The following is a 20,210-nucleotide window of genomic DNA, read 5'->3' as shown; positions in this document are numbered from 1 at the left end:
CTGGTGATCTGACGTCTCGGCGCGGTTCACGTCGAGACGTCAGACCTTGGCTGCTGGCCCTGCCAGGTCGGGGGCCGTCCCCTGCCCGGCCTGGTGAGCGGGTACTAGGAGTCGGTTCCCGCCGAGCTGATCAGTGTGAAGTAGCGGGCCGTCGGCGGGGGCGTGAGCTGGACGCCTTCCGGGCGGGTCATCGTGCCGGAGGCCTGGGCCAGTCCCAGCGCCGTCTTCGCCGCCTCGACGTCGCCGTCGATCTCGTAGATCACGACGAAGCTGTCGCCGTCGAGGGCGGACAGTCGACGGATGGAGACGAAGCCGTCGATCTGCAGGATCTCCGGGAGATGCTTGTTGTCGTACCAGTCGTGGTAGGCGGTGGCCTCCTCCGGCGAGGCGGGGCGTGACTCGACGATCAGGACGCCGCTTGCCATGTGTGCTCCGTTCGGGTCGGTGACGATCGGTCGTCGCGGTGGACGAGGCCGTCCTTCATGACGAAGCGGACGTCCTCGGTGCGGGTGATGTCCTGGGAGGGGTCGCCGGGGACGGCGATGATGTCGGCGAGGTAGCCGGCCTTCAACCGTCCGAGCTCGTGGTCCAGTTCGACGAGCTCCGCGCTGGTGACGGTCGCGGCCCGCAGGGCCTGGACGGGAGTCATGCCCCGCGACACCAGTGCGATCAGTTCCTTGGCGTTGTGACCGTGTGGCACGGCGGGCGCGTCGGTGCCGCAGGCGATCCGCACCCCGGCCGCGATCGCCTTCGGGAGCATCGCCCTGGCCTGGGGGAACACCACTGCCGCCTTCTTGCGCAGCTCGGGTGCGGCCCGGGCGATGTCCATCGCGTCGGTCAGGTAGGTCGTCGACACCAGGAACGTGCCGTGGTCGGCCATCAGCTTGAGGGTGTCGTCGCTGGCGAGGAAGCCGTGCTCGATGCAGTCGATCCCGGCACGCACGCAGGCCCGGATCGCCCGGTCGCCCACCGCGTGCGCGGCGACCCGGATGTCGGCCCGGTGCGCCTCGTCCGCGATCGCGGCCAGCTCCTCGTCGGAGTACTGCTGGGCGCCCGGCCCGGTGCTGTGCGACATCACCCCGCCGGAGGCCGACACCTTGATGACCCTGGCACCGTGGCGGATCTGGTAGCGGACGCATTCCCGCACCTGGCCCACACCGTTGGCGATCCCCTCGCCGATCGACAGGGGCATGACGCCGGGCGCCAGCCGCTGGAACACGGTCGGGTCGAGGTGCCCGCCGTACGGGGTCACCGCGTGCCCGGCCGCGATGATCCGCGGGCCCTCGGCCCATCCCTGGTCGATGGCGCGCTGGAGTGCTACGTCGAGCAGGTACCCCCCGGTCTTGACCATCAGACCGAGGTTGCGCACCGTGGTGAAGCCAGCGTGCAGCGTCGTACGGGCGTTGATGGTTCCTCGGATGGTGCGGTACGCCGGGTCGTCCTGCACGCCGTGCATGGGCAGCGGCAGTCCCGTCGGGGTCTCGGGCCCGCCGATGAGGAAGTTGAGCTCCATGTCCATCAACCCGGGGAGCAACGTGACGTCGCCCAGGTCGAGTTCCACGCTGCCCGCAGGCGGCGTGGCGGGGTTCACCGCGGTGATGCGGTCGCCCTCTACGACGATCTCCGCGGGCGCGCGGACCTCTCCGGCGTCGATGTCCAGCCAGCGTGCGGCGCGCAGGACGATCGGCGCCGTCACGGCACCGGCTCGGTGAAGCAGTCGAAGGTCGAGGAACCGGTGTCCGGGACCTTCGGCTGGTGCCATACCTCGACCGGGAACGAGGCCTGGATCAGCGAGTAGATCAGGTGCAGGAGGTTGGTGGCGTCGTCGGGCAGTGCGTCGAACGGGAGTGTCTCCAGGTGGGTGACCGCCTCCTCGTAGCGGGGGGTGATCGCGTCGTAGAGGGCTTGGAGCTCGTCCATCGAGCTGGCGAGCCGGGTGTTGTACCGCTCGTGCTCGGTGGGCAGGCACCATTTCACCGCGAACGGCTCGAGGTCGGCGAACTCGGCGGGTAGCAGGTGGCTCATGAACGCGCCCCCTCGTGGTTGTTCACCCAGTCGCGCACCGCGACGTGCAGATGCCGGCACAGGATTTCCTGGTCGTTGAGGTGGAACCGGTCGACGTACCCGGTCTCCAGCATCATCTGTGTCGCCTCGAGGGTGTTCGAGTCCTGCAACGCGAACTCCTTGAAGGTCACCGCCGCCATCTCCTGCGCGATCCGCTCACGGATGTTTCTGGCCGGCAGGAAGTAGACGTTGCCCTCGAACACGTGTGTGTTATAGGACGTCGGCCAGTAGTGGTAGGTGAGGTACCAGCCCTGGCTCCAGATGAGGATCACGAAGTTCGGGAAGAGCTGGAAGGAGTCGAGGCCCCAGGGGTCGCAGCCCGCCGGGTTGACCCCGCGCGGCATCTTACCCAGGTCGTATTTGTCCCACGGGCCGAAAAGACCACTGCGGGTCAGGATCTCGGTCGGCTTGAGCAGCTCGGCGTCCATCTCCCAGAACCGGACACCGGACGTGCTGACCAGCCGGTGCGGCCCCTCGATCTGGTAGTGCGGCGCCTCGAAACCGGCCTGCTGGGCGGCCGCGGAGTACTTCTCCGGCGACTGCTTCGCGTGCAGCACCGGTGCGTGGTAGAACTCCGCGAACGCATCCATGTACAGCTTCCAGTTCGCCTGGATGGTGGTGCTGTACCCGAAGCGCGCGGTCTGCTTCTCGAACGGGTAGCCCTCCAGGTCCGTCACCATCGGCCCGAGGAACTCGCGCAGCGTCTGCTCCGGCTGCCGGGCGAAGTTCACGAAGATGAACCCGGCCCAGACCTCGCAGTGCACCGGCGCCAGGCCGTTGCTGGCCTTGTCCAGGTCGAAGAACTCGCCCTCCTGCTGGACGAAGGTCAGCGCACCGTCGAGATCGTAGCGCCAGCCGTGGTACTTGCAGGTGAACTGCCGGCAGACGCCCTGCGTCTCCCGTTTCGGGTCGTCGGTCCACGCGAGCTTGTTGCCCCGGTGGCGGCAGATGTTGTGGAAGGCGTTGACCTGCCCGCTCTTCCCGCGCACCACGATGATCGAGGCGTGGGCGGCGTGGACGTCCTTCGTGAAGTAGCTACCGACCCGCGGGAGCTGCTCGGCTCTGCCGACGTTTAACCACGCCCGCTTGAAAACGGCCTTCCGTTCGCGCTCGTAGTACTCGGGGGAGATGGAGTCCTCGTAGGACACCGGTTCCGTCCCGAGGGCGGGATAGTGCTGTGTCCAGCTGCCTTCCGGTGGTTTCGGGAAACGCGGCATGGTCCACCTCCTGTGGTGATGCGGTCATGGAACAGACGGGCTACCCGGTTCGACCCGGGATTCTGCGTGTACCGCGCCGGGGTTTCGCGGGGCGAGAAGCTGGTCGGCGCCCGTCTCGGGCAGCAGTCCGACGCTGTTGAGCAGCATCGCGAGACACACGTAGCTGCCGACCACGAAGATGACCTCAAGCAGCCGCCGCTCGTCGAAGCGGCCGGCCAGCCGTTCCCACAACGCGTCGTCGATGACGTGCTCGTCCACCAGCTGGTCTGCGGCACGCAGCAGGTCGCCGTCCCGTTCGCTCCACAGGGGCGCCGACGCACCCTCGCGCACCGCGCTGATCTGCTCGGAGGTCAGGCCCGCAGCCTGCGCCATGCGCAGGTGTTCCGCCCACTGGTAGCGGCAGCCCGTCCGCGCGCCGACCCGCAGGATCAGCAGCTCCCGGTCGCGGGGGGAGAGCGCGCCGGAGTCGATCAATGTCCCGTTGAAGGCCAGCCAGCGGGCGCCGACCTGGGCATGACGGGCCAACAGGCCGAGTATGGGCGGCATGGGCGGCGCATCGACGTCCCCGGACAGGTACCGGTCGGCGCGGGCCAGATTGCCCCGCAGCAGGTCGCGGTCCTCCTCCGTCCACTCGGCCACCGGCAGGGGCGGCAGTCGAGGTTCGGCGGCGCGGGTCACAGTACGGATCCTCCGTTGACTCCCAGTACCTGGCCGGTGATGAAGCCGGCCTCTTCCGAGGCGAGGAAGGCGGCCGCGGCGGCGATGTCGTCCGGGGTGCCCAGGTGGCCGAGCGGGATGGTGCCGGCCATCACCTCGTTGGGGGGCAGGTTCCCCTCTGCCTGGGACTGGTGCTGCATCGGCGTCTCGATCCCGGACGGCGGGATGCTGTTGACGGTGATCCCGTGGGAGGCGTAGGCGCGTGCCAGCGACTTCGTCAGGACGATCACCCCGCCTTTGGCCGCCGCGTAGTGCGCCATGGTCGGCGAGCCGCGCTGGGCGCTCGACGACGCGATGGTGACGATGCGGCCCCACCGTGCCGCGACCATGTCGGAGACGGCGGCCTGGCAGGAGTGGAAGGTGCCGGTGAGGTTCACCTCGACGACGCGGTTCCACTGCTCGAGCGTGATCTGGTCGAACGGGTCGAACGCGACGAGGCCGGCGCTGGTCACCAGGATCTCCGTGGGGCCCAGCGTCGAGCGGATCTCGGCGAAGGCGGCATCGAGGGCGGGACGATCGGTGACGTCGGCCGCGAGGCCGAGCGCCTGCACCCCGGTAGCCTGCAGCTCCTTGGCCACCCGGTTCGCCGCGTCACGGTCGAGGTCGAGGACGGCGATGCGGTGGCCGCGCTCAGCCAGGTGGTGGCAGGTGGCCTCGCCTATGCCCGACGCCCCGCCGGTGACCACGGCCACCCGAGACAGCTGCGCCTTGGTACGCGGCATCGCTTCGTCCTTCCTCATTCGTAGACCACTTCGATGACCGGGGTCACCGGCATGGCCTGGCACGTGAGCACCCAGCCTTCGGCGACCTCGTCGGGGGTCAGGGCGTCGTTAATCCGCATCTCGGCTCGTCCCTGCACGACCCGCGCCATGCAAGTGGCGCAGCTGCCCGTCTCGCAGGACGAGGGGGCCCGTAGGCCGGCGTACCGGGCCGTCTGCAGGAGCGTGCTGTCACGGCGGTGCGCGGTCGTCACCGTCTTCCCGCCGAGCTTGATGGTCACGGTGATGTCGTCGGCGGGACCGGCGGGCGGCGGCTCCTCTGCCGGGGTGAACCGTTCGATGTGCACCCTCGACGGGTCGGCTCCCAGGTCACGGAGCCCGGCTTCGACGACGTCCATGAAGCCGCCAGGCCCGCAGATGTAGTACGCGGCGGTCTCGACATCGCCGGCGGCGCGGTCCACCTGGTCACGGTGGACGAACCCGCGGACGAGATCCTCGTGGTGCTCGACGGTGAGGCGGCCCGGGTACTGCGCCGCCAGTGCGTCCAGCTCGTCGCCGAAGATCGCGGCGGCCCGGTCGCGGTTGGCGTAGAGCACCCGGATGCGCCGGTGGGAGGTGGCCAGCGCCGTCCTGACGATCGAGAACACGGGGGTGATCCCGCTGCCGGCGGCGAACGCGACGATGTCGTGGTCGCCGCGGTCGAGGCTGAACGATCCCCCGGGCGGGTTGACCTCCAGGACATCGCCCTCGCCGAGCGTGTCGTTCAGCCAGTTCGAGATCAGGCCACCGGGCACCCGCTTCACTGTCACGCGCAGCTCGCCGTCCAGCAGCGGCGACGACGACATCGAATAGCTGCGCACGTGGGTCTCACCGTCGAGGGTGACGCGGAGCGTGACGAACTGGCCCGCCTCGTAGGCGAAGACCTCGGTCAGCTCGGACGGCACCTCGAAGACGATCGAGCGGGCCTCGGAGGTCTCCCGGACGAGGCGGAGCACCCGCAGGGGGTGGTAGCGGTGACGTGCTGCGAGCGTGTCTGTCGACATCGTCTCCCCCATCGCGCTGGTGTCGCCCGGCAACGCCTCCTCCTGTTCGGATCAAGCTGTCGGCCAACGACCAACACCTGTTCTTCGTATGACTAACGTCACGGTGGCCGGGGGTGGGAACAGCCTGCGGTCGTCGCCGGCGTAACACTGGGACTGGACCTGTAGCCCTGGGAACAGCGGGAGGACGTAGATGGCGCCGGCACGGCGGAGCACGGTCGACGACTCGATCAGCCGCACAGCGCTCCTCGACGCCACCGAGAGCCTCATGCTCGAGGAGGGCTACGCGGCCGTCACCACCCGCCGGTTGGCAACCAAGGCGGGGGTCAACAATGGGCTCGTCTACTACTACTTCGGGACGATGGACGGCCTGTACATCGAGTTGTTCCGCCGAGGCGCCGAGCGAAGCCTGGCCCGGCTCAGGTGGACGTTGCAGTCCCCGCAGCCCTTGTGGGCGCTCTGGGAGCTGACCCACGACTTCTCCAGCAACGCACTCACGATGGAGTTCACTGCGCTGGCCAACCACCGCAAGGCGATCCGGACTGAGATCGCGGCGTACTCGAGGACCTTCCGTACGTTGCAGCTCGAAGCACTCTCGAACATCCTCAAAGGCTACGGAGTAGACAGCGAGCGGTGGCCGCCTGTGTCGCTGATCCTCGCGATGGCCGCGATCTCCCGGTTCCTGCACATCGAGAAAGACTTTGACGTCGACATCGGCCACGCAGAACTGATTGCCGTGGTCGAACGCGAGATCCGCGCCCTCGAAGGAGACCGCCGCCCGGCCGACGACAAGATCGTCGCCGGTCAGGCCAGCTAGCCGCCCCCGAAGAAGCGACACGAGTGGCTTCAACGGATCGGCTCATCCCCGAACACGGTCGTACGCAGCATCTCCCGGGGCGAGTGCGAGTCGTAGGGTGCCGCGCGGTGCACGACGCCGGTGTTGTCCCAGATGACGGTGTCGCCCACCGACCACTGATGGCGGTAGACCCTGTCGGGCGCCGTCGCCCGGTCGAGCAGTTCCTGTAGCAGGCTCGGCCCCTCGTTGAGGCCCATCCCGACGACATGGCTGGCATTGGCACCGATCACGAGCGACCGCCGGCCGGTGCGATGCGTCCACACCAGGGGGTGGGTCGACGTCGGACGGTTCCGCCATCGCTGGAGCTGTTCAGGGGTCGGGTCGGGCGTGACCCGGCGCTGGGACGCTTCCATGGTGTGCACGACGCGCAGCGAGCCGAACTCTTCCTTCTCCCCGTCGCTGAGCGCCTCGTAGGCGGCGTAGGTATTGGCGAACTCGGTCTCTCCGCCGCTGGTTGCCACCGCTTTGGCGCTGAGAATGGTGGCCTTCTGCGGCGGCTCTCCGTGGAGCGGGGTGCAGCCGTCCATGTGCCACTCGAACGTGGCCCTCAGGTAGTCGGCCGAGGTGTTCTTCGACGTGTCGAGGGTGACCCGGTAGATCCCGGACACGGGGTGGTGGCCCTGCTCGTAGTCAATCTCGCCGAGGCGCCGACCGAAGGCGACCTGAGTCTCTGGGGCGAGGTGCAGGCCGCGGAAAACGAGCACGCCGTACTGTTCGAGCGCCTCGAGGACGGCGGTGGCGACGGTGTCGTCGTGAGCGAGCTGGCCGGCGTCGACGCCACTCACCTCGGCGCCGACCGTGGCGGCAAGAGGCTCACAGGAGATGGTCGTCGTCACGGCACGGGCTCCAGGTAACGGTCGAAGTAGGCGGTCCCGGCGTCGATCACTCTCGGCTGGTGCCAGACCTCGACAGGCAGCGCGACCATGACGAGCGAGTACACGAGGTGAAGCAGGTTCTCCTGCTGCTCGGACAGCTCGCGCAGCGGGAACTGGTCGAGATAGGACATGGCCTCCCGCACCCGCGGGAATGCCGCGTCGTAGAAATCCTGCATGTCGGCCATCGTGCTGTTCAGTCGCTCGGCGTACCGGGCGGCCTCGGTTGGAATGCACCACCTTTTCACAAAGGGCTCGAGGTCGGCGAACTTCTCGGGGAGTAACGGGTCACTCATGCCCGGACTGCCTTTCCGTCCCGAAGATAGGACTGCACCCAATCTCCGGTGACCTTGTGCAGGTGACGTACGGTAATCTCCTGATCGGACAGCGGATATCTGTCGATAACCCTGGATTCCAGGCCCATCTGGGTGCCGTCGAGGGTGCCCGCGTCCTGGAGACCGGCCTCCTTGGACACGACGGCGGTGACCTCGTGCCGGATCCGTTCGCTGGCATTCCGCGACGGCGGGAAGTAGTACGACATCTCCCACACATGCGTGTTGTGGGAAGTCGGCCAGTACTGGTAGGTGAGGTACCAGCCCCGCTCATAGACCAGGATCACGAAATTGGGCCAGATCTGGAAGTTCGAGATCGACCAGGGGTCGAGCCCGCCAGGGTTGAGCCCCGCCGGCAGGTTGGCCGGGTCGAGCTCGGGGATGTCCGGGCGCTGCCAGGGGCCCATCATGCCGGCCTCGATGTTGTGCTCGATCGGGTACATCTGGTCGAGCGGCAGCATGTGCCGCGGCACGCCCTTCCAGCCGCCGGTGCTCACCAGCCGATGCGGTCCATCGACCTGGTAGTGCGGCGCCTTGAAACCGGACTCAAAGCTGCGCAGGCTCGGCACCTGCTGCTGCGAGTGCAAGATCGACGCATGATAGTACTCCTGGAATGCGTCAAGGTAGATCTTCCAGTTACTGAGGATGTCCGCCTTGAAGGCATACCGCTCGGTGACGTGATGGAACGGGTAGCCCTCGAGCCCGCGCACCATCGGCCCAAGGAATTCAAGGAGCGACTGGCTGGGTTCGTCCGACAGGTTGATGAAGATGAAGCCTTCCCAGACCTCGCAGTGAGCTGACACAAGCGGGAAGTCCGCCTTGTCGAAGTCGAAGAACTCCTCCTCCTGAAGGACGAACTTCAGCTGACCGTCCAGGCCGTACCGCCAGCCGTGGTACTTGCACATGAACTGGCGACAGACACCACTGGTCTCGTCCCTCGGCGTCTTGTCCCACACCAGCTTGTTGCCGCGGTGGCGGCACACGTTGTGGAAGGCGCGAACCTGTCCATCGAGATCGCGCGTGACGATGAGCGACGTCTTGGCAACGGCAAGCTCCTTCGTGAAGAAGCTCCCTTTGCGGGGCAACTGTTCGACCCGGCCGACATTGAGCCAGGCACGCCGGAAGATCGCCTCGCGCTCGAGCTCGTAGAACTCCGGGGAGATGGAGTCCTCGTACGACACGAGGCCGGTGCCCAGCTCCGGGTAGCGCTCGGTCCAGCTGGCCTCCGACGGCTTGGCGAGACGCGCCATGGCTCATCCTCCCGTTCGGGTCCCTCAAGATCGCTGGTGGTGTTCCCCAACCGACTAACTGTTCCCCAAGTGACTAACATACGAGCTGCCGGGGCCGCAAGGTCCTCAGGGAAGCTCGATGGCTACCACGAACGTGATCATGCTCGGCGCCGGCACGCGGAGGACCGAGTCGTGGGCGGTACTCCGCAAGATCGCGATCCGGATCGACGACATCGGCATAGGGAGCACTCATGCAGGACCGGGAGCAGCTGTTCGTCGGAGGCACCTGGGTCGCGCCGAGCGCCGACCGCTTCATCGAGGTGATCTCCCCGCATACGGAAGAGCCGGTCGGTCGCGTGGCAGCGGCGGGGACCGCGGATGTCGACCGCGCTGTCGCCGCGGCGCGGCAGGCTTTCGACGAGGGAGCGTGGCCCCACACCGACCCGGCCGAGCGCGTCGAGGCGATCCGCCGGCTGGTCACGCTCTACGGCAAGCATCGCGACGAGCTCGCCGAGCTGATCACCACCGAGCTGGGTGCGCCGATCTCCTTCGCCAGACGCGCGCAGGTCGCCCTCCCCGGCGCGATGATGAGCGCACTCACCGACATCGCGGCCGACTACCGCTGGCGGGAGAACCGGCCGGGAACCTACGGCCAGGACATCATCCTGCGCAAGGAGCCCGTGGGCGTCGTAGCCGCCGTCGTCCCCTGGAACATGCCGCAGTTCCTGACCGTCACCAAAGTCATCCCGGCCCTCCTCGCCGGCTGCACCGTCGTGCTCAAGCCGGCGCCCGAGTCGTCGCTCGACGCCCTGTTCTTCGCCGACCTGCTCGACCAGACCGGCCTGCCACCCGGCGTCGTCAACGTCATCCCCGCCGACCGTGAGGTGAGCGCCCACCTCGTCGCCCACCCCGGCATCGACAAGGTCTCCTTCACCGGCTCGACGGCGGTCGGCCGGCAGGTGGCGGCGGCATCCGCTCCCCACCTCACCAAGGTCAGCCTGGAGCTCGGGGGAAAGTCGGCGGCCATCGCGCTGGACGACGCCGACCCGGCCACCGTGGCGCGTGCCGTCCGCCTCTCGGGCATGGGCATGGCCGGGCAGATCTGTAACTCCCTCACCCGTGTGCTCGCGCCCGCACGCCGCATCGGCGACTACGCCGAGGCACTCGCGGCAACCCTCTCGGCCATCAGAATCGGCGATCCGGCCGATCCCGGGACCGAGATGGGCCCGCTCGTGGCCAGGCGCCAGCAGGAACGGGTGCGCGAGTACATCGACACCGGCGTGCGCGAGGGCGCCCGACTCGTCCTGGGCGGCACCGACCTACCCGCGGGCATCGAACGCGGCTGGTACGTGCGACCCACCGTCTTCAGCAATGTCGACAACTCGATGACGATCGCCCGCGAGGAGATCTTCGGTCCGGTCCTCGCCGTCATCCCCTACCACGACGAGGCGGACGCCATCCGCATCGCCAACGACTCCGACTACGGCCTGGCCGGCTCCGTGTTCACCGCCGACACCGAACACGGCCTCGACATCGCCAGCCGGGTCCGAGCCGGCACCTTCGGCGTCAACCAGGGCTACTCCATGGACCCCGCCGCCCCCTTCGGAGGACTGAAAGCCAGTGGTTACGGCCGTGAACTCGGCCGTGAAGGGCTCGAGGGCTACCTCGACATCAAATCGATCTCCGTCGCGGCCCCCTGAAGGCTTCTTGCAACTCGGCGCGGTGTAGGAGGGCGTCCGCAGTCACGGGCTCGCCGACAGGGTCGACGCAGGGTTGACGGCGACGAGGCCGGTGCTGGCAGTCACGGTACATGCGTTGTCCCCAAGCCCGATCGGTGCGCGTACCGCAGCAGCCAAGCGTCGTCCGACCGTTTCAAGCTCCTCCGTATCGGCGGGCAACAGGGTCGCGAACTCATCGCCGCCGAGCCGGGCGACCGTGTCCGCCGGCGGCACCGTGCTGGCCAGCCGGCGGGCTGTTACCTTCAACAGATCGTCGCCGACGGCGTGATCGAATTTGTCGTTGATCTGTTTGAATCCGTCGAGATCACAGAACAGTACGACGAGACGTCCGGGGCGGCGCGGGCGTGCCCGAGGTGGTGCATTTCGAAGACGGCGTCGACGGCGGTGGTGAAACCCTGGACGTCGAGAGTGTGGTGCACGGCACCCTTGGCCATGCGCAGGGCAAAGGTGTCCTGCCGCGCTATGCGTCGGGCCATCGCCATCGCCGGCCGGGTGCGCGCCGGAACCTTCGGCGTCAACCAGGGCTACTCGATGGACCCGGCGGCGCCGTTCGGTGGGGTCAAGGGCAGCGGGTACGGCCGTGAGCTCGGTCCGGAAGGCATCGAAAGCTACCTCGCGCCATCAAGTCGATCTCCATCACCGCGCAGCAGCCGAGCCCGGGACCGCGCGGCCCCTGCCCGCTCAACACGCGTCCCAGGCACGCCGAGAGCACGGCCCCTGTCCTGCTGAGCCCGGGGGACGACAACCTCCCAGCGGCGGCCTGGGACTATCGCACACGCAGCGAAGGTTGATCTTCTTCGAGAAGTCCCGGGGGTCGAAGTTCCTGCGGGAGAGCGAGGGTTGACAACCCCATCGACCACTACCCGACGCACCTGTTCCTCAACACCTACGCGGTGCGCCTCAATGCCGGCGACCGGCGCGCTCGCCAGCGAGGAGATCTTGGCCTTCGTCGCCGGGCGGACCCTGGTGACGGTGCGTCCCGACAGCGGCTTCGGCACCGTTCACCGTCACCCGCCGCTGGACGCCGGACGGGCTGGCTCACCGCGGTGTCGGCCATCTCGTCCACGGCCTCGTGCCCACGGTCGTCGACGGCTACTCCAGCGCCGTGCACGTTGCCGCCGGTCAGCCGCCGAGCCTTCCGGACGACCAGATCAGCCGTGTCCTGTTCGTCGTCGTCCATCAACATCGTGAACTTGGACGGCTTCGGCTTGTCCGCCGCCGGCGCAGCCGTGCTGGCTGAACTAATGACCGATGACGTGGAGGGCGCAGTATGACCGGCAAACGTCGGGTAACTCCTCGGGCGGCGATGGCGCTCGACGACGCGGTTGAGCGCCTCGAGGCCATGCTGTTCGACAAGGATGTTCCCGAGCAGGCCGTGCGCCGGCGCAGCTTCGAGCTGCGCAAGAGCCTGACCCTGCCGCGGCGCGAGGTGCTGTTGATGCGGGAGGCCGTCGCCGGCCTGATGCGCCCCGAGGTCGAGGCGGACATCGTCACCCTCGACGGCGCCGGCAAGCCGACCTTCGGTCGCTTCGCGAAGAGGTAGCCGTCCGGTACCGGATGCGCCTGTCTGACCGGCGCGACGACCGACGTCCGGCCGTGGGTGTTTATCGGGGGCACGGACAGCCTGTGGTTGAACGAATCTCAGGCAGCGGCTTCCGCCGGTGGCGATGGGTGACCGCAGGACCACCGCTCCTGCGCGTGCCTGACACGGACGTAGCCGCCGATGGCCTGCCAGCCAGCGTCCACCATCCATCAGGCGTCCGGCGACGTAGGTGCCCGATGTAACCAGCCTCGCTCGTCCGCCCAGACCAGCAGCGGCGGCAACACGACCAGAGCCGACAGCAGGGCGACGAACACGTTGACCGCGACGACGAGGCCGAAGTCCCGCAACAGCGGCAACGAGCTGAGCGCGAGCACCAGGATGCCGATAATCGCAGCCAGCGCCGAGACCATAAACGCTCGGCCGGTGCGGGCAGCGGTGACATCGACTGCCTGGCGTGGAGCGTCGCCGCGCCGCCGTTGCTCCAGGAACCTAAATATCATAAGAGTCGTGAACTCGGTGCACAACGCGATCACGAGTGGCCCGCCGACCGCGGTCAGCGGGCTGAGTTCCAGGCCGACGGCCCAGGACAGCAGGGACCCAAGGCCCACCGCGATCAGGACCGGCGCCATCGAGAGCAGTGCCCGGGCGAGGTTGCGGTGGCGCAGCAGGACGAAGACGAACACGATGCCGAGCGCGTAGTAGGTCAGGTCTGTGCGGTTCGCCTCGAAGTTGTGCAGCAGGGCCACTGCGACGACAGTCGAGCCCGAGAGAGTGGTGGTGACACCCGCCGGCGGCGCAAGGTGGTCGCGGAGGGCGTCGAGGTCGTCGGATCGCTCCTGCAGCGACACGTCCGCCTGGCGAAAGACGAGGTTGAAGGCACCCGGATGGGCGTCGCCCGGCCGCAGCGTCGCGGCGCAGAGCGCGGCCCGGTCGGCCGTGCCGGTCATGCTGACCGAGACGACTCGGATGTCGCAGGGAGCGGCGTTGAACCCGGCGATGACGTCCGCGCCAGTGGGCAGCACAGTGGTGGTCCCCGGCACCTTGAGCAGGAGTCCGATGGTGGTCGGCAGGCTGGAGGCGGTGAGCAGATCGCCCTGGCTCTCGGCGGTCCGCTGCGCGCCGAGCTGGTAGACGTACTGCGTCGTCCGGTCGTTGAAGACATCGTCCGCCTGGACGAACAGGCCCAGCTCGCCCGACGCACCCACCCGCTCGCGCACCTGGTCGATATCCTTCACCACCTGGCTGTTCTGACTGACCCATCTTTCCGGGTCGGTCTGGACGGTCAGGTTCTGCTCGGCGAAGAGTCCGCCGACGAAGACCGCGACGGACAGCACCGCCAGTGGCAGGGCAGCCGTTCGGGGCAGGCCGCCGAGGCGGATCACGATGCGGGCAAGGGGGCCATCGGTGTAGTCTCTGGCCGGTGTCGGCGACCGGCATTCCCGCCACCCCAGCGAGACGAACATGATCATGGTCGTGGCGATGACGATGACCGGCAGGCCGACGGCGAGCAGCGTGCCGAAGTCCCGCAGCATCGGCACCGCGCTGAACTCCAGCACGAGGAAGGCCAGCACGCTGGCGAGGGTGGCGGTGAGCAGGGCCGGGCCGAGCTTGCGCAGCGTCTCCCGCAGCGGATGGGCGGCCCGGTCGAGGGACACCTCCTCCTCGATTCTGGAGTGCAGCTGAACGGCGAAGTCGATGCCGACTCCGAGCAGCACCGGCAGTCCGGCGATGGTGATGACGGACAGTGGGATACCCAGGTATCCGGCCAGACCGAAGGCCCAGACCAGGCCGACCGTGACCACGCCGAGCGGGAGCAGGCGCCAGCGGACGGCGAACGCTACGAGCAGCAGGCCGGCCATCAGCGCCAGCGCGATGCCGCCGAGGGTGAGAAAGCCGCCGTGCAGGTAGTCGTTGATGTCGCGCAGCAACGCCGGGCCGCCGGTGGTGACGACGGTGGCGTGGTCGAAGGTGTGCCTGGCCATGGCCTTCTCGACGGTCGCCACGCCGGCGCCCTCGTCCTTGGCCGAGGTGTTACCGGCTAGCCGAACCACCATCTGGGTGTTCCGCGGGTTCGGGAAGAACGGACGCAGCGACTCCCGTATCTGCCCGTTGTTGTCATACAGGAGGAATTTGACCCAGGCGGGGTTGGTCAGTGAGCCATTCCCAGCAACGGCCCGTGACGTTCGGTGACCATTGCGCGGTGTGAGTGTCCCCGGGGCTGCGACGACGGAGACGCGGGGCTCCGATAGGAAGTTGTTCCGACCAAAGAGCAACTCCGAAGGAACCCCGCGCCTCCATGAGTTTCACATACACCGCCGAGTTGCCCATCAGCGATCACACCGTCTTCCGCCTGGCGGGTCTTCTCGTCGCGGAGCGTCAGCGTCGCGGCACCCGCAACGGCACCCGCACGCTGTCCACGTTGGAACAGGCGGTCATGGTCCTGCGCTGGTTCTGTGACGGCACCAGGACCAGCCGGCTCTTCAAGGATCACGGGGTGTCCCGGTCGGTGGGCTACCGCTACCTACACGAGGGCACTGCCGTGCTTGCCTGGCAAGCCCCTGACCTGCGCGAAGCGCTGATGCGCGCCAGGATCGCCGGCTACGGCCACCTCATCATCGACGATACGATCATCGAGACCGACCGGCTGCGCATACCGGGCCCGACCGAGGGCGTGGACCTGTGGTGGTCCGGCAAGATCTCCAACCACGGCGGCAACATCCAGATCCTCTCGGCCCCCGACGACGGCTGGCCGCTGTGGGTCTCGGACGTCAGGCCCGGCCGCGAGCACGACTCGACCGCGCTGTGCGCCGGAGGCGCGCAGCCGATCCTTGAGGAATGGGCCGCCGACCCGCACGAGGTCCTGTTCGACCTCGGTTACGAAGGGTTGGGTAGCCCGGCCGGACCGCTCGCGACCGCCTACAAGAAGCCCAAGGGCGGCGCACTCACCGACGAACAGAAGGCGCACAACCGGGTCCACAACGCGCTGCGCGCCGTCGGCGAACGCGCGAACGCGCTGCTCAAGGTCACCTTTCGGCTGCTCCGCAACATCACGATCGACCCCTGGAAGATCGGACTCGTCGCGAAAGCCGCCCTCGTCATCCTCCACACCGAGCACCGCAGGACCGCCTGACACCCAACACCGCAACACGGAACTGTTGCTACGCAAGGTGACGAATGGTTGCCGGGAAAGGTTCAGTGTCCTGTCGGAGATCGCGTTGTACCGGGTCGACGTCCGGATGGCGTCGTCAAGCCGCAGACGGACGGAGCTCGGGTCAGGATCGCGCTGACGCGCTCGGTTCAGGATCTGCGCGGCCGGGCTTGAGATCAGGTCACCGGTGTCGCCGCCGATCAGGTTGCTGCTGAACTGCAGCGCGGTGACCGGCGTGACCACCGCCGCGACCCCTGGATCCCGGTCGAGGGCCCGCGCCAGCTCGTTCCACTGGGCGACGTTTCTCGCGGTGAAAAGGTCGGCCAACGTGGCGTTCCCGTCCACGGTGAACACCGACAGCATCGCGCTGCCACCGAACATTTGCTGGTAGGCGGTGTTGTCCCGGTACACACTGGACTCGGCGTTCATGTAGTTGTCTTGGCCAGTCGCGAACTCGAGTCTGGTCGTCCCGAAACCGAGCGCCATCGTGACGAGCAGCGCAACGATGCCGACGATGCCCGACCGTCGCCTGAGAGTGGACGCGGCGGCGCCCCAGGCTCCTCGATCGGGTGCGACCACATCGCCGCGCTGGTCTAAGTGCCTGCTTTGAATCTTGGTGGTGTGTACCGCGCGTGGTCCGTTTCTGATCTTCGCGGTGTGGCGGGCTGGTCTGGTGGGGCTGCGCCGGGATGGTCCAGACATGGCGCGATCGCACCGGTATCCCTCGGATCTGTCGGATGAGGAATGGGCCTATGTCGAGCCGTTGCTGCCGCCCGCGCCGAAGGACGGGCGGCCGGAGAAGCACGACCGGCGTGACATCGTGGACGCGATCCTCTACGTGACCCACAACGGGGTCGTCTGGCGGGCACTGCCCGCGGACTTCCCGCCCTGGAACACCGTCTACGGCTTCTTCGAACGGTGGAAGAAGAAGGGCGTCACCCTCACGGTCCACGATTCGCTGCGCGACGAGGTCCGCCAGGCCGAAGGGCGCCGGCCCGAACCGACCGCTGGTGTGATCGACTCCCAGTCCGTCAAGGGCGCCCCGACCGTGACAGCCGCGACCCGCAGCTACGACGCCGGGAAGAAGGTCAACGGCCGCAAGCGATTCATCGTCGTCGACACGTTGGGCCTGCTGCTGACCGTGCTGGTCGTCCCGGCCAGCCGTCAGGACCGCGACGGCGCCCGCCAGCCGCTGGTCGACCACTACTTCACGACTCCCTCCTGCCGTTTCCTGTTCGCGGACGGCGGTTTCGCCGGCCGTTTCGTCAGCTGGGCCGCCGATGTCGTGAAGACCACCATCGAGATCGTCCGGAAGAAGGAAGGCCAGAAAGGCTTCCGACCACTACCGAAGCGCTGGGTCGTGGAACGAACCCTGTGCGCCGCGAGGCGCTCTGTTGTATCCCCGGCTGAGCCGGGAGGGACTTGGAGGGAGGTTCCTGGGCCGGATGGCTGACCTGGATCCGAAAGGTGAAGGGGACAACAGCATGCCATGATTCCCGGCGGCCGGGTCCAGTGGTCAGGGACGGTGCGCCGGGTGGGCCCGCGTGATACGGCGAAAGCTTGATTGCCTGAATCCCAATCTCCAGTCGATGCAAGTTCCCATCCACCGGAAAGACCATTGAAACCGGTGCCGTGCTCTGCGTCGGAGTCCAAGGTGGCCGATGCAACCTCCGGAGTGCGGGGCGACACCCAGCGAGGGTGTTCAAGGAGATAAGTGGGACGCCTACGTCACGCTGTCACGTACAACAGAGACGAACGCGGGATCGCCTACCGGGGCGCGAGCCCTATGGCGACGGAGGCCTCGTAGTAGTCGCCGGAGTCACGACCGGCCAGGGAGGGCGGGAAAGCCGCCTACAGGGCGAAGGGGGCCAGGTGATCGGACACCCAAGACTCGGGAGGTATGCGTAATGCAGAGCGCCGCAACGGTGCTGGGTGTCCTGCGTGAACGCGGCAAACGAGGGCTGCCGTGCGACGAACTGTACCGGCAACTGTTCAACCCACAGATGTATCTGCTGGCCTACGGGCGTATCTACACCAACCATGGTGCGATGACACCCGGAGTCACACAGGAAACCGTGGACGGCATGTCCCAGGAGAGGATCGGTCGCATCATCGATGCGATGCGCCACGAACGCTACCGATTCCACCCCGTCCGGCGAGTCCACATCCCGAAAAAGAATGGGAAGACCCGCCCGTTGGGGCTACCGACCTGGTCGGACAAGCTCGTCGGGGAAGTTGTACGCCTGCTCCTGGAGGCCTACTACGAACCGACGTTCTCCGACCGGTCCCACGGGTTCCGGCCACGGCGAGGCTGCCACACCGCTCTGCGGGAGATAGCCAACACCTGGACCGGAACAGCCTGGTTCATCGAAGGAGACATCACCGACTGTTTCGGGTCTCTCAATCACGACCTGATGATCGGAATCCTGTCGGAGAGGGTCCGCGATAACCGGTTCCTGAGGCTGGTGCGTAACATGCTACGAGCCGGATACCTGGAGGACTGGAGGTGGGGGGCGACTCTGTCGGGGGCTCCCCAAGGGGGCGTGGCCTCGCCGATCCTGTCCTCGATCTACCTGCACAAGCTGGACGAGTTCGTCGAGAAGATTCTGATTCCGGAGTACACCCGAGGGGGCCGCAGGGCGCGTAACCCTGCTTACCTCGTTCTGCAGAACGAGCTGGCCAAGGCACGCCGACGTGGTGACCGGGGCCAAGCCCGGATACTACGACGGCGAATGGTCAGCCTGCCCAGCTCCGATCCCGATGATCCGGGATATCGGCGGCTGCGTTACTGCAGATATGCGGATGACCATCTACTCGGGTTCACCGGACCGAAGGCCGAAGCCGAGGAAATCAGACAGCGGCTGGCGGAGTTCCTGCGTGACGACCTCAAGTTGGAACTGTCCGCCGACAAGACGCTGATAACCCACGCCCGTACCGGCGCGGCCCGTTTCCTCGGCTACGAGATCACTGTCCAGCACAACAGCAGCAAGACCACCCGGCGCCGTCGATCGGTCAACGGGCAGGTCGCGCTACGGGTGCCACGCGATGTGATCAAAGCTAAAAGTGTCCCCTACCTGCACCGCGGAAAACCCGCTAAGCAGAAGGCCCTGACCAACGGTAACGACTACACCATCGTCGCCACCTACGGGGCCATCTACCGGGGCATCGTCCAGTACTACCTGCTGGCCGGAGACGTCCACCGACTTCACCGGCTGCGCTGGGTCATGGAGACATCCATGCTCAAGACCCTGGCAGGCAAGCACCGCTCGTCGGTGTCGAAGATGGCAGCCAAACACAAGGCCAAAATCCAGACACCGCACGGGCCACGCACCTGCTTCGAGGCACGCATCGAACGCGACAGCAGAAAACCACTGGTCGCACGGTTCGGTGACATCCCACTCCGCCGGCAGAAAACAGCGACGGTCTCTGACCGTCAGCCGACCCGGGTGGACTATCCGCACAAGGAACTCCTCACCAGGCTCCTCGCGGATATCTGCGAAGTCTGCCAGCGCACGGGCAACGTTGAAGTTCACCACGTCCGCGCGCTCAAAGACCTCGCGGCACCCGGCCCTCTGCCGCCCCCGTGGGTCACAGCCATGGCAAACCGCAGACGCAAGACACTCGTGGTCTGCGCTACCTGCCACGGCCAGATCCACAAGGGGCGGCCCGCCACACCGCTCACGCAGTAGTCACCGGAGAGCCGGATGATCGGGAAACCATCACGTCCGGTTCGGCGGGAGGCCGCGCGGAAAAGGACCAGCCCTCGGGCTGGCACCTCGCTGCGCGGCCGACCCATCGGCCTGGATCACCACGCATCGCCGTCTCGCCCGCGACTACGAACGCGACCCTGCCAGCTCCACTGCCTTCGTCTACTGGGCCATGATCCGCACCATGGTCCGACGCCTTGCCCGCGGCGAACCGGTCTCACGCTGGACAGCCCGAACAAACACGGACAGTTAACGGCTGTCAAGATTCAAAGCAGGCACTAATGCAACGTTCCTTAAAGGCGGGTAGATCGTAGCGGTCGGGGTATCGCCGTGTTTTGGTGAGGAGCACGTCATGCCGACTTTCCTGTCTGCACGGCCGCCGGATGGTCCGGTCGAGGAGAAGAAGATCCGCCAGCTGGCCGGGGCGCGACACGCTCCGGCGGACTGGGTTCTACGCGCCCGGATCGTCGCGGCCAGCTGGTCGGGCGACCACGTTTCTCAGATCGCCGCGGCCTTGCACTGCCATCCCAAGACGGTGCGCCTGTGGCTGCACCGGTTCAACACCGACGGCCTCGACGGGCTGGCCGACCAGCCGATCCCCGAACGCCCACCGCGGATCACCGAGACCGAACGCTCTCAGATCATCGAGCTGGCTCGTACCACCCCACCAGGACAGCCGGTCCGCGACGCCGCCGGCGGGCTGGGTGCCATCGACGAGACCGGCCCAGCCCAGTGGACCCTGGACACTCTCACCGAGGCCGCCCACGCATTGGGTATCCAGATCCAGCGCAGCCAGGTCCGACGCGTCCTCTTCAAAGAAAAGGTGCGCTGGCGGCACACCCGTTCCTGGGCAGAAAGCACCGACCCCGACTTCGTCCCAAAAGTTTCCCTGGCCCTTCGGGCCGCCGCCCTGGCGGGAAAACCCCGGCCCGGGGCCCCGCGGGCGGGTGCGGGATGGCCTGGCAGGGTGCGGTTGACCGCCCGTCCAACGCCGTCCGGTGCTTGGCCTTCGTAGCCGTCCAAAAGT

20 protein-coding genes and 2 pseudogenes are annotated in these 20,210 nt (G+C 67.3%); 9 read left to right on the top strand and 13 right to left on the bottom strand.

The annotated features are described in order from the left end of the window. Nucleotides 1–104: 104 nt before the first annotated feature. The 7 genes from FRANEAN1_RS14490 to FRANEAN1_RS14460 are packed head-to-tail and all read right to left on the bottom strand — an operon-like array spanning nt 105 to nt 5,760. On the bottom strand, nt 105–425 hold the full coding sequence (locus tag FRANEAN1_RS14490) for a hypothetical protein (RefSeq protein ID WP_020460548.1): 321 nt from the start codon (nt 423–425) through the stop codon (nt 105–107). After that, nucleotides 407–1,696, bottom strand: coding sequence for an amidohydrolase family protein (locus tag FRANEAN1_RS14485; protein WP_020460547.1), 1,290 nt, complete (start codon nt 1,694–1,696; stop codon nt 407–409). The genes FRANEAN1_RS14490 and FRANEAN1_RS14485 overlap by 19 nt, the downstream gene beginning before the upstream one ends. Then, nucleotides 1,693–2,025, bottom strand: coding sequence for a hypothetical protein (locus tag FRANEAN1_RS14480; protein WP_020460546.1), 333 nt, complete (start codon nt 2,023–2,025; stop codon nt 1,693–1,695). Before FRANEAN1_RS14480 ends, FRANEAN1_RS14485 begins: the two co-directional genes overlap by 4 nt. Further along, complete coding sequence (locus FRANEAN1_RS14475) at nt 2,022–3,281, bottom strand: aromatic ring-hydroxylating dioxygenase subunit alpha (RefSeq protein WP_020460545.1); 1,260 nt, start codon at nt 3,279–3,281, stop codon at nt 2,022–2,024. The genes FRANEAN1_RS14480 and FRANEAN1_RS14475 overlap by 4 nt, the downstream gene beginning before the upstream one ends. A gap of 24 nt (nt 3,282–3,305) precedes the next feature. Further along, nucleotides 3,306–3,959: a carboxymuconolactone decarboxylase family protein gene (locus FRANEAN1_RS14470; RefSeq protein ID WP_020460544.1), complete on the bottom strand. Its 654-nt coding sequence runs from the start codon at nt 3,957–3,959 to the stop codon at nt 3,306–3,308. After that, entirely contained in the window at nt 3,956–4,720 is a 765-nt protein-coding gene (locus tag FRANEAN1_RS14465) for an SDR family NAD(P)-dependent oxidoreductase (protein ID WP_020460543.1), read from the bottom strand. The genes FRANEAN1_RS14470 and FRANEAN1_RS14465 overlap by 4 nt, the downstream gene beginning before the upstream one ends. Nucleotides 4,721–4,734: 14 nt before the next feature. Continuing rightward, the gene (locus FRANEAN1_RS14460; protein ID WP_020460542.1) at nt 4,735–5,760 is read right to left on the bottom strand and encodes a ferredoxin--NADP reductase; all 1,026 of its coding nucleotides are present in this window, start codon (nt 5,758–5,760) and stop codon (nt 4,735–4,737) included. 190 nt (nt 5,761–5,950) lie between these two features. On the opposite strand from FRANEAN1_RS14460, the gene FRANEAN1_RS14455 reads away from it, so the two are divergent. Continuing rightward, nucleotides 5,951–6,574, top strand: coding sequence for a TetR/AcrR family transcriptional regulator (locus FRANEAN1_RS14455; protein WP_020460541.1), 624 nt, complete (start codon nt 5,951–5,953; stop codon nt 6,572–6,574). 29 nt (nt 6,575–6,603) lie between these two features. Here the strand turns inward: FRANEAN1_RS14455 and FRANEAN1_RS14450 are convergent, their stop codons facing one another. From FRANEAN1_RS14450 to FRANEAN1_RS14440, 3 genes are read right to left on the bottom strand one after another with little or no spacing between them, the layout of a single operon-like run. Further along, nucleotides 6,604–7,449, bottom strand: coding sequence for a TauD/TfdA family dioxygenase (locus FRANEAN1_RS14450; RefSeq protein ID WP_020460540.1), 846 nt, complete (start codon nt 7,447–7,449; stop codon nt 6,604–6,606). Further along, the gene (locus tag FRANEAN1_RS14445) at nt 7,446–7,781 is read right to left on the bottom strand and encodes a hypothetical protein (RefSeq protein ID WP_020460539.1); all 336 of its coding nucleotides are present in this window, start codon (nt 7,779–7,781) and stop codon (nt 7,446–7,448) included. The genes FRANEAN1_RS14450 and FRANEAN1_RS14445 overlap by 4 nt, the downstream gene beginning before the upstream one ends. Next, the gene (locus FRANEAN1_RS14440; protein ID WP_020460538.1) at nt 7,778–9,067 is read right to left on the bottom strand and encodes an aromatic ring-hydroxylating dioxygenase subunit alpha; all 1,290 of its coding nucleotides are present in this window, start codon (nt 9,065–9,067) and stop codon (nt 7,778–7,780) included. The genes FRANEAN1_RS14445 and FRANEAN1_RS14440 overlap by 4 nt, the downstream gene beginning before the upstream one ends. Nucleotides 9,068–9,297: 230 nt before the next feature. Here FRANEAN1_RS14440 and FRANEAN1_RS14435 point away from each other — a divergent pair, with 230 nt between their 5' ends. Further along, nucleotides 9,298–10,746, top strand: coding sequence for an aldehyde dehydrogenase (locus FRANEAN1_RS14435; protein ID WP_020460537.1), 1,449 nt, complete (start codon nt 9,298–9,300; stop codon nt 10,744–10,746). Nucleotides 10,747–10,788: 42 nt separating this feature from the next. On the opposite strand, the gene FRANEAN1_RS43370 is transcribed toward FRANEAN1_RS14435, so the two are convergent. Together FRANEAN1_RS43370 and FRANEAN1_RS43365 are read right to left on the bottom strand one after the other, a co-directional pair. Next, nucleotides 10,789–11,100 (bottom strand): GGDEF domain-containing protein, encoded by a 312-nt coding sequence (locus tag FRANEAN1_RS43370; protein WP_347177229.1) that lies wholly within the window; start codon nt 11,098–11,100, stop codon nt 10,789–10,791. Then, nucleotides 11,028–11,303, bottom strand: a complete 276-nt coding sequence (locus FRANEAN1_RS43365; RefSeq protein ID WP_347177299.1) for a hypothetical protein — start codon at nt 11,301–11,303, stop codon at nt 11,028–11,030. The genes FRANEAN1_RS43370 and FRANEAN1_RS43365 overlap by 73 nt, the downstream gene beginning before the upstream one ends. Between FRANEAN1_RS43365 and FRANEAN1_RS41000 the strand changes: the two are divergent. Then, nucleotides 11,254–11,400 (top strand): annotated as a pseudogene (locus FRANEAN1_RS41000) (aldehyde dehydrogenase family protein); the annotation flags it as partial. The gene FRANEAN1_RS43365 and the pseudogene FRANEAN1_RS41000 sit on opposite strands and share 50 nt — an antisense overlap. 655 nt (nt 11,401–12,055) lie before the next feature. Then, nucleotides 12,056–12,328: a hypothetical protein gene (locus FRANEAN1_RS14420; RefSeq protein ID WP_020460535.1), complete on the top strand. Its 273-nt coding sequence runs from the start codon at nt 12,056–12,058 to the stop codon at nt 12,326–12,328. A 209-nt stretch (nt 12,329–12,537) separates the two neighbouring features. On the opposite strand, the gene FRANEAN1_RS14415 is transcribed toward FRANEAN1_RS14420, so the two are convergent. Beyond that, a complete protein-coding gene (locus tag FRANEAN1_RS14415; protein ID WP_049795660.1) occupies nt 12,538–14,382 on the bottom strand; it encodes an MMPL family transporter in 1,845 nt (614 codons plus the stop codon). A 242-nt stretch (nt 14,383–14,624) separates the two neighbouring features. On the opposite strand from FRANEAN1_RS14415, the gene FRANEAN1_RS14410 reads away from it, so the two are divergent. The 5 genes and pseudogenes from FRANEAN1_RS14410 (at nt 14,625) to FRANEAN1_RS14390 (ending at nt 20,198) form a co-directional block, all read left to right on the top strand. Continuing rightward, nucleotides 14,625–15,458, top strand: a complete 834-nt coding sequence (locus FRANEAN1_RS14410) for an IS5-like element ISFsp2 family transposase (RefSeq protein WP_020460533.1) — start codon at nt 14,625–14,627, stop codon at nt 15,456–15,458. A 205-nt stretch (nt 15,459–15,663) separates the two neighbouring features. Next, nucleotides 15,664–15,867, top strand: a complete 204-nt coding sequence (locus FRANEAN1_RS14405) for a hypothetical protein (RefSeq protein ID WP_041254172.1) — start codon at nt 15,664–15,666, stop codon at nt 15,865–15,867. Between the two features lie 252 nt (nt 15,868–16,119). Continuing rightward, nucleotides 16,120–16,848 (top strand): annotated as a pseudogene (locus tag FRANEAN1_RS14400) (IS5 family transposase); the annotation flags it as partial. A gap of 535 nt (nt 16,849–17,383) precedes the next feature. Further along, a complete protein-coding gene (locus FRANEAN1_RS14395) occupies nt 17,384–19,165 on the top strand; it encodes a reverse transcriptase/maturase family protein (protein WP_020460531.1) in 1,782 nt (593 codons plus the stop codon). 370 nt (nt 19,166–19,535) lie between these two features. Then, the gene (locus FRANEAN1_RS14390) at nt 19,536–20,198 is read left to right on the top strand and encodes a helix-turn-helix domain-containing protein (protein WP_020460530.1); all 663 of its coding nucleotides are present in this window, start codon (nt 19,536–19,538) and stop codon (nt 20,196–20,198) included. Nucleotides 20,199–20,210: the final 12 nt, after the last annotated feature.

This window comes from Parafrankia sp. EAN1pec (genome assembly GCF_000018005.1).
Taxonomy (GTDB): domain Bacteria; phylum Actinomycetota; class Actinomycetes; order Frankiales; family Frankiaceae; genus Parafrankia; species Parafrankia soli.
The sequence above is the reverse complement of the archived record's forward strand: the minus strand, read 5'-3'. Positions and strand labels throughout refer to the sequence as shown.

Excerpts from the sequence above, each read along its gene's own strand:
- FRANEAN1_RS14490 (WP_020460548.1), bottom strand. The coding sequence starts at position 425 with ATGGCAAGCGGCGTCCTGATCGTCGAGTCACGCCCCGCCTCGCCGGAG.
- FRANEAN1_RS14480 (WP_020460546.1), bottom strand. The coding sequence starts at position 2,025 with ATGAGCCACCTGCTACCCGCCGAGTTCGCCGACCTCGAGCCGTTCGCG.
- FRANEAN1_RS14475 (WP_020460545.1), bottom strand. The coding sequence starts at position 3,281 with ATGCCGCGTTTCCCGAAACCACCGGAAGGCAGCTGGACACAGCACTAT.
- FRANEAN1_RS14465 (WP_020460543.1), bottom strand. The coding sequence starts at position 4,720 with ATGCCGCGTACCAAGGCGCAGCTGTCTCGGGTGGCCGTGGTCACCGGC.
- FRANEAN1_RS14460 (WP_020460542.1), bottom strand. The coding sequence starts at position 5,760 with ATGTCGACAGACACGCTCGCAGCACGTCACCGCTACCACCCCCTGCGG.
- FRANEAN1_RS14455 (WP_020460541.1), top strand. The coding sequence starts at position 5,951 with ATGGCGCCGGCACGGCGGAGCACGGTCGACGACTCGATCAGCCGCACA.
- FRANEAN1_RS14445 (WP_020460539.1), bottom strand. The coding sequence starts at position 7,781 with ATGAGTGACCCGTTACTCCCCGAGAAGTTCGCCGACCTCGAGCCCTTT.
- FRANEAN1_RS14440 (WP_020460538.1), bottom strand. The coding sequence starts at position 9,067 with ATGGCGCGTCTCGCCAAGCCGTCGGAGGCCAGCTGGACCGAGCGCTAC.
- FRANEAN1_RS14435 (WP_020460537.1), top strand. The coding sequence starts at position 9,298 with ATGCAGGACCGGGAGCAGCTGTTCGTCGGAGGCACCTGGGTCGCGCCG.
- FRANEAN1_RS14420 (WP_020460535.1), top strand. The coding sequence starts at position 12,056 with ATGACCGGCAAACGTCGGGTAACTCCTCGGGCGGCGATGGCGCTCGAC.
- FRANEAN1_RS14415 (WP_049795660.1), bottom strand. The coding sequence starts at position 14,382 with ATGGTGGTTCGGCTAGCCGGTAACACCTCGGCCAAGGACGAGGGCGCC.
- FRANEAN1_RS14410 (WP_020460533.1), top strand. The coding sequence starts at position 14,625 with ATGAGTTTCACATACACCGCCGAGTTGCCCATCAGCGATCACACCGTC.
- FRANEAN1_RS14395 (WP_020460531.1), top strand. The coding sequence starts at position 17,384 with ATGCAGAGCGCCGCAACGGTGCTGGGTGTCCTGCGTGAACGCGGCAAA.
- FRANEAN1_RS14390 (WP_020460530.1), top strand. The coding sequence starts at position 19,536 with ATGCCGACTTTCCTGTCTGCACGGCCGCCGGATGGTCCGGTCGAGGAG.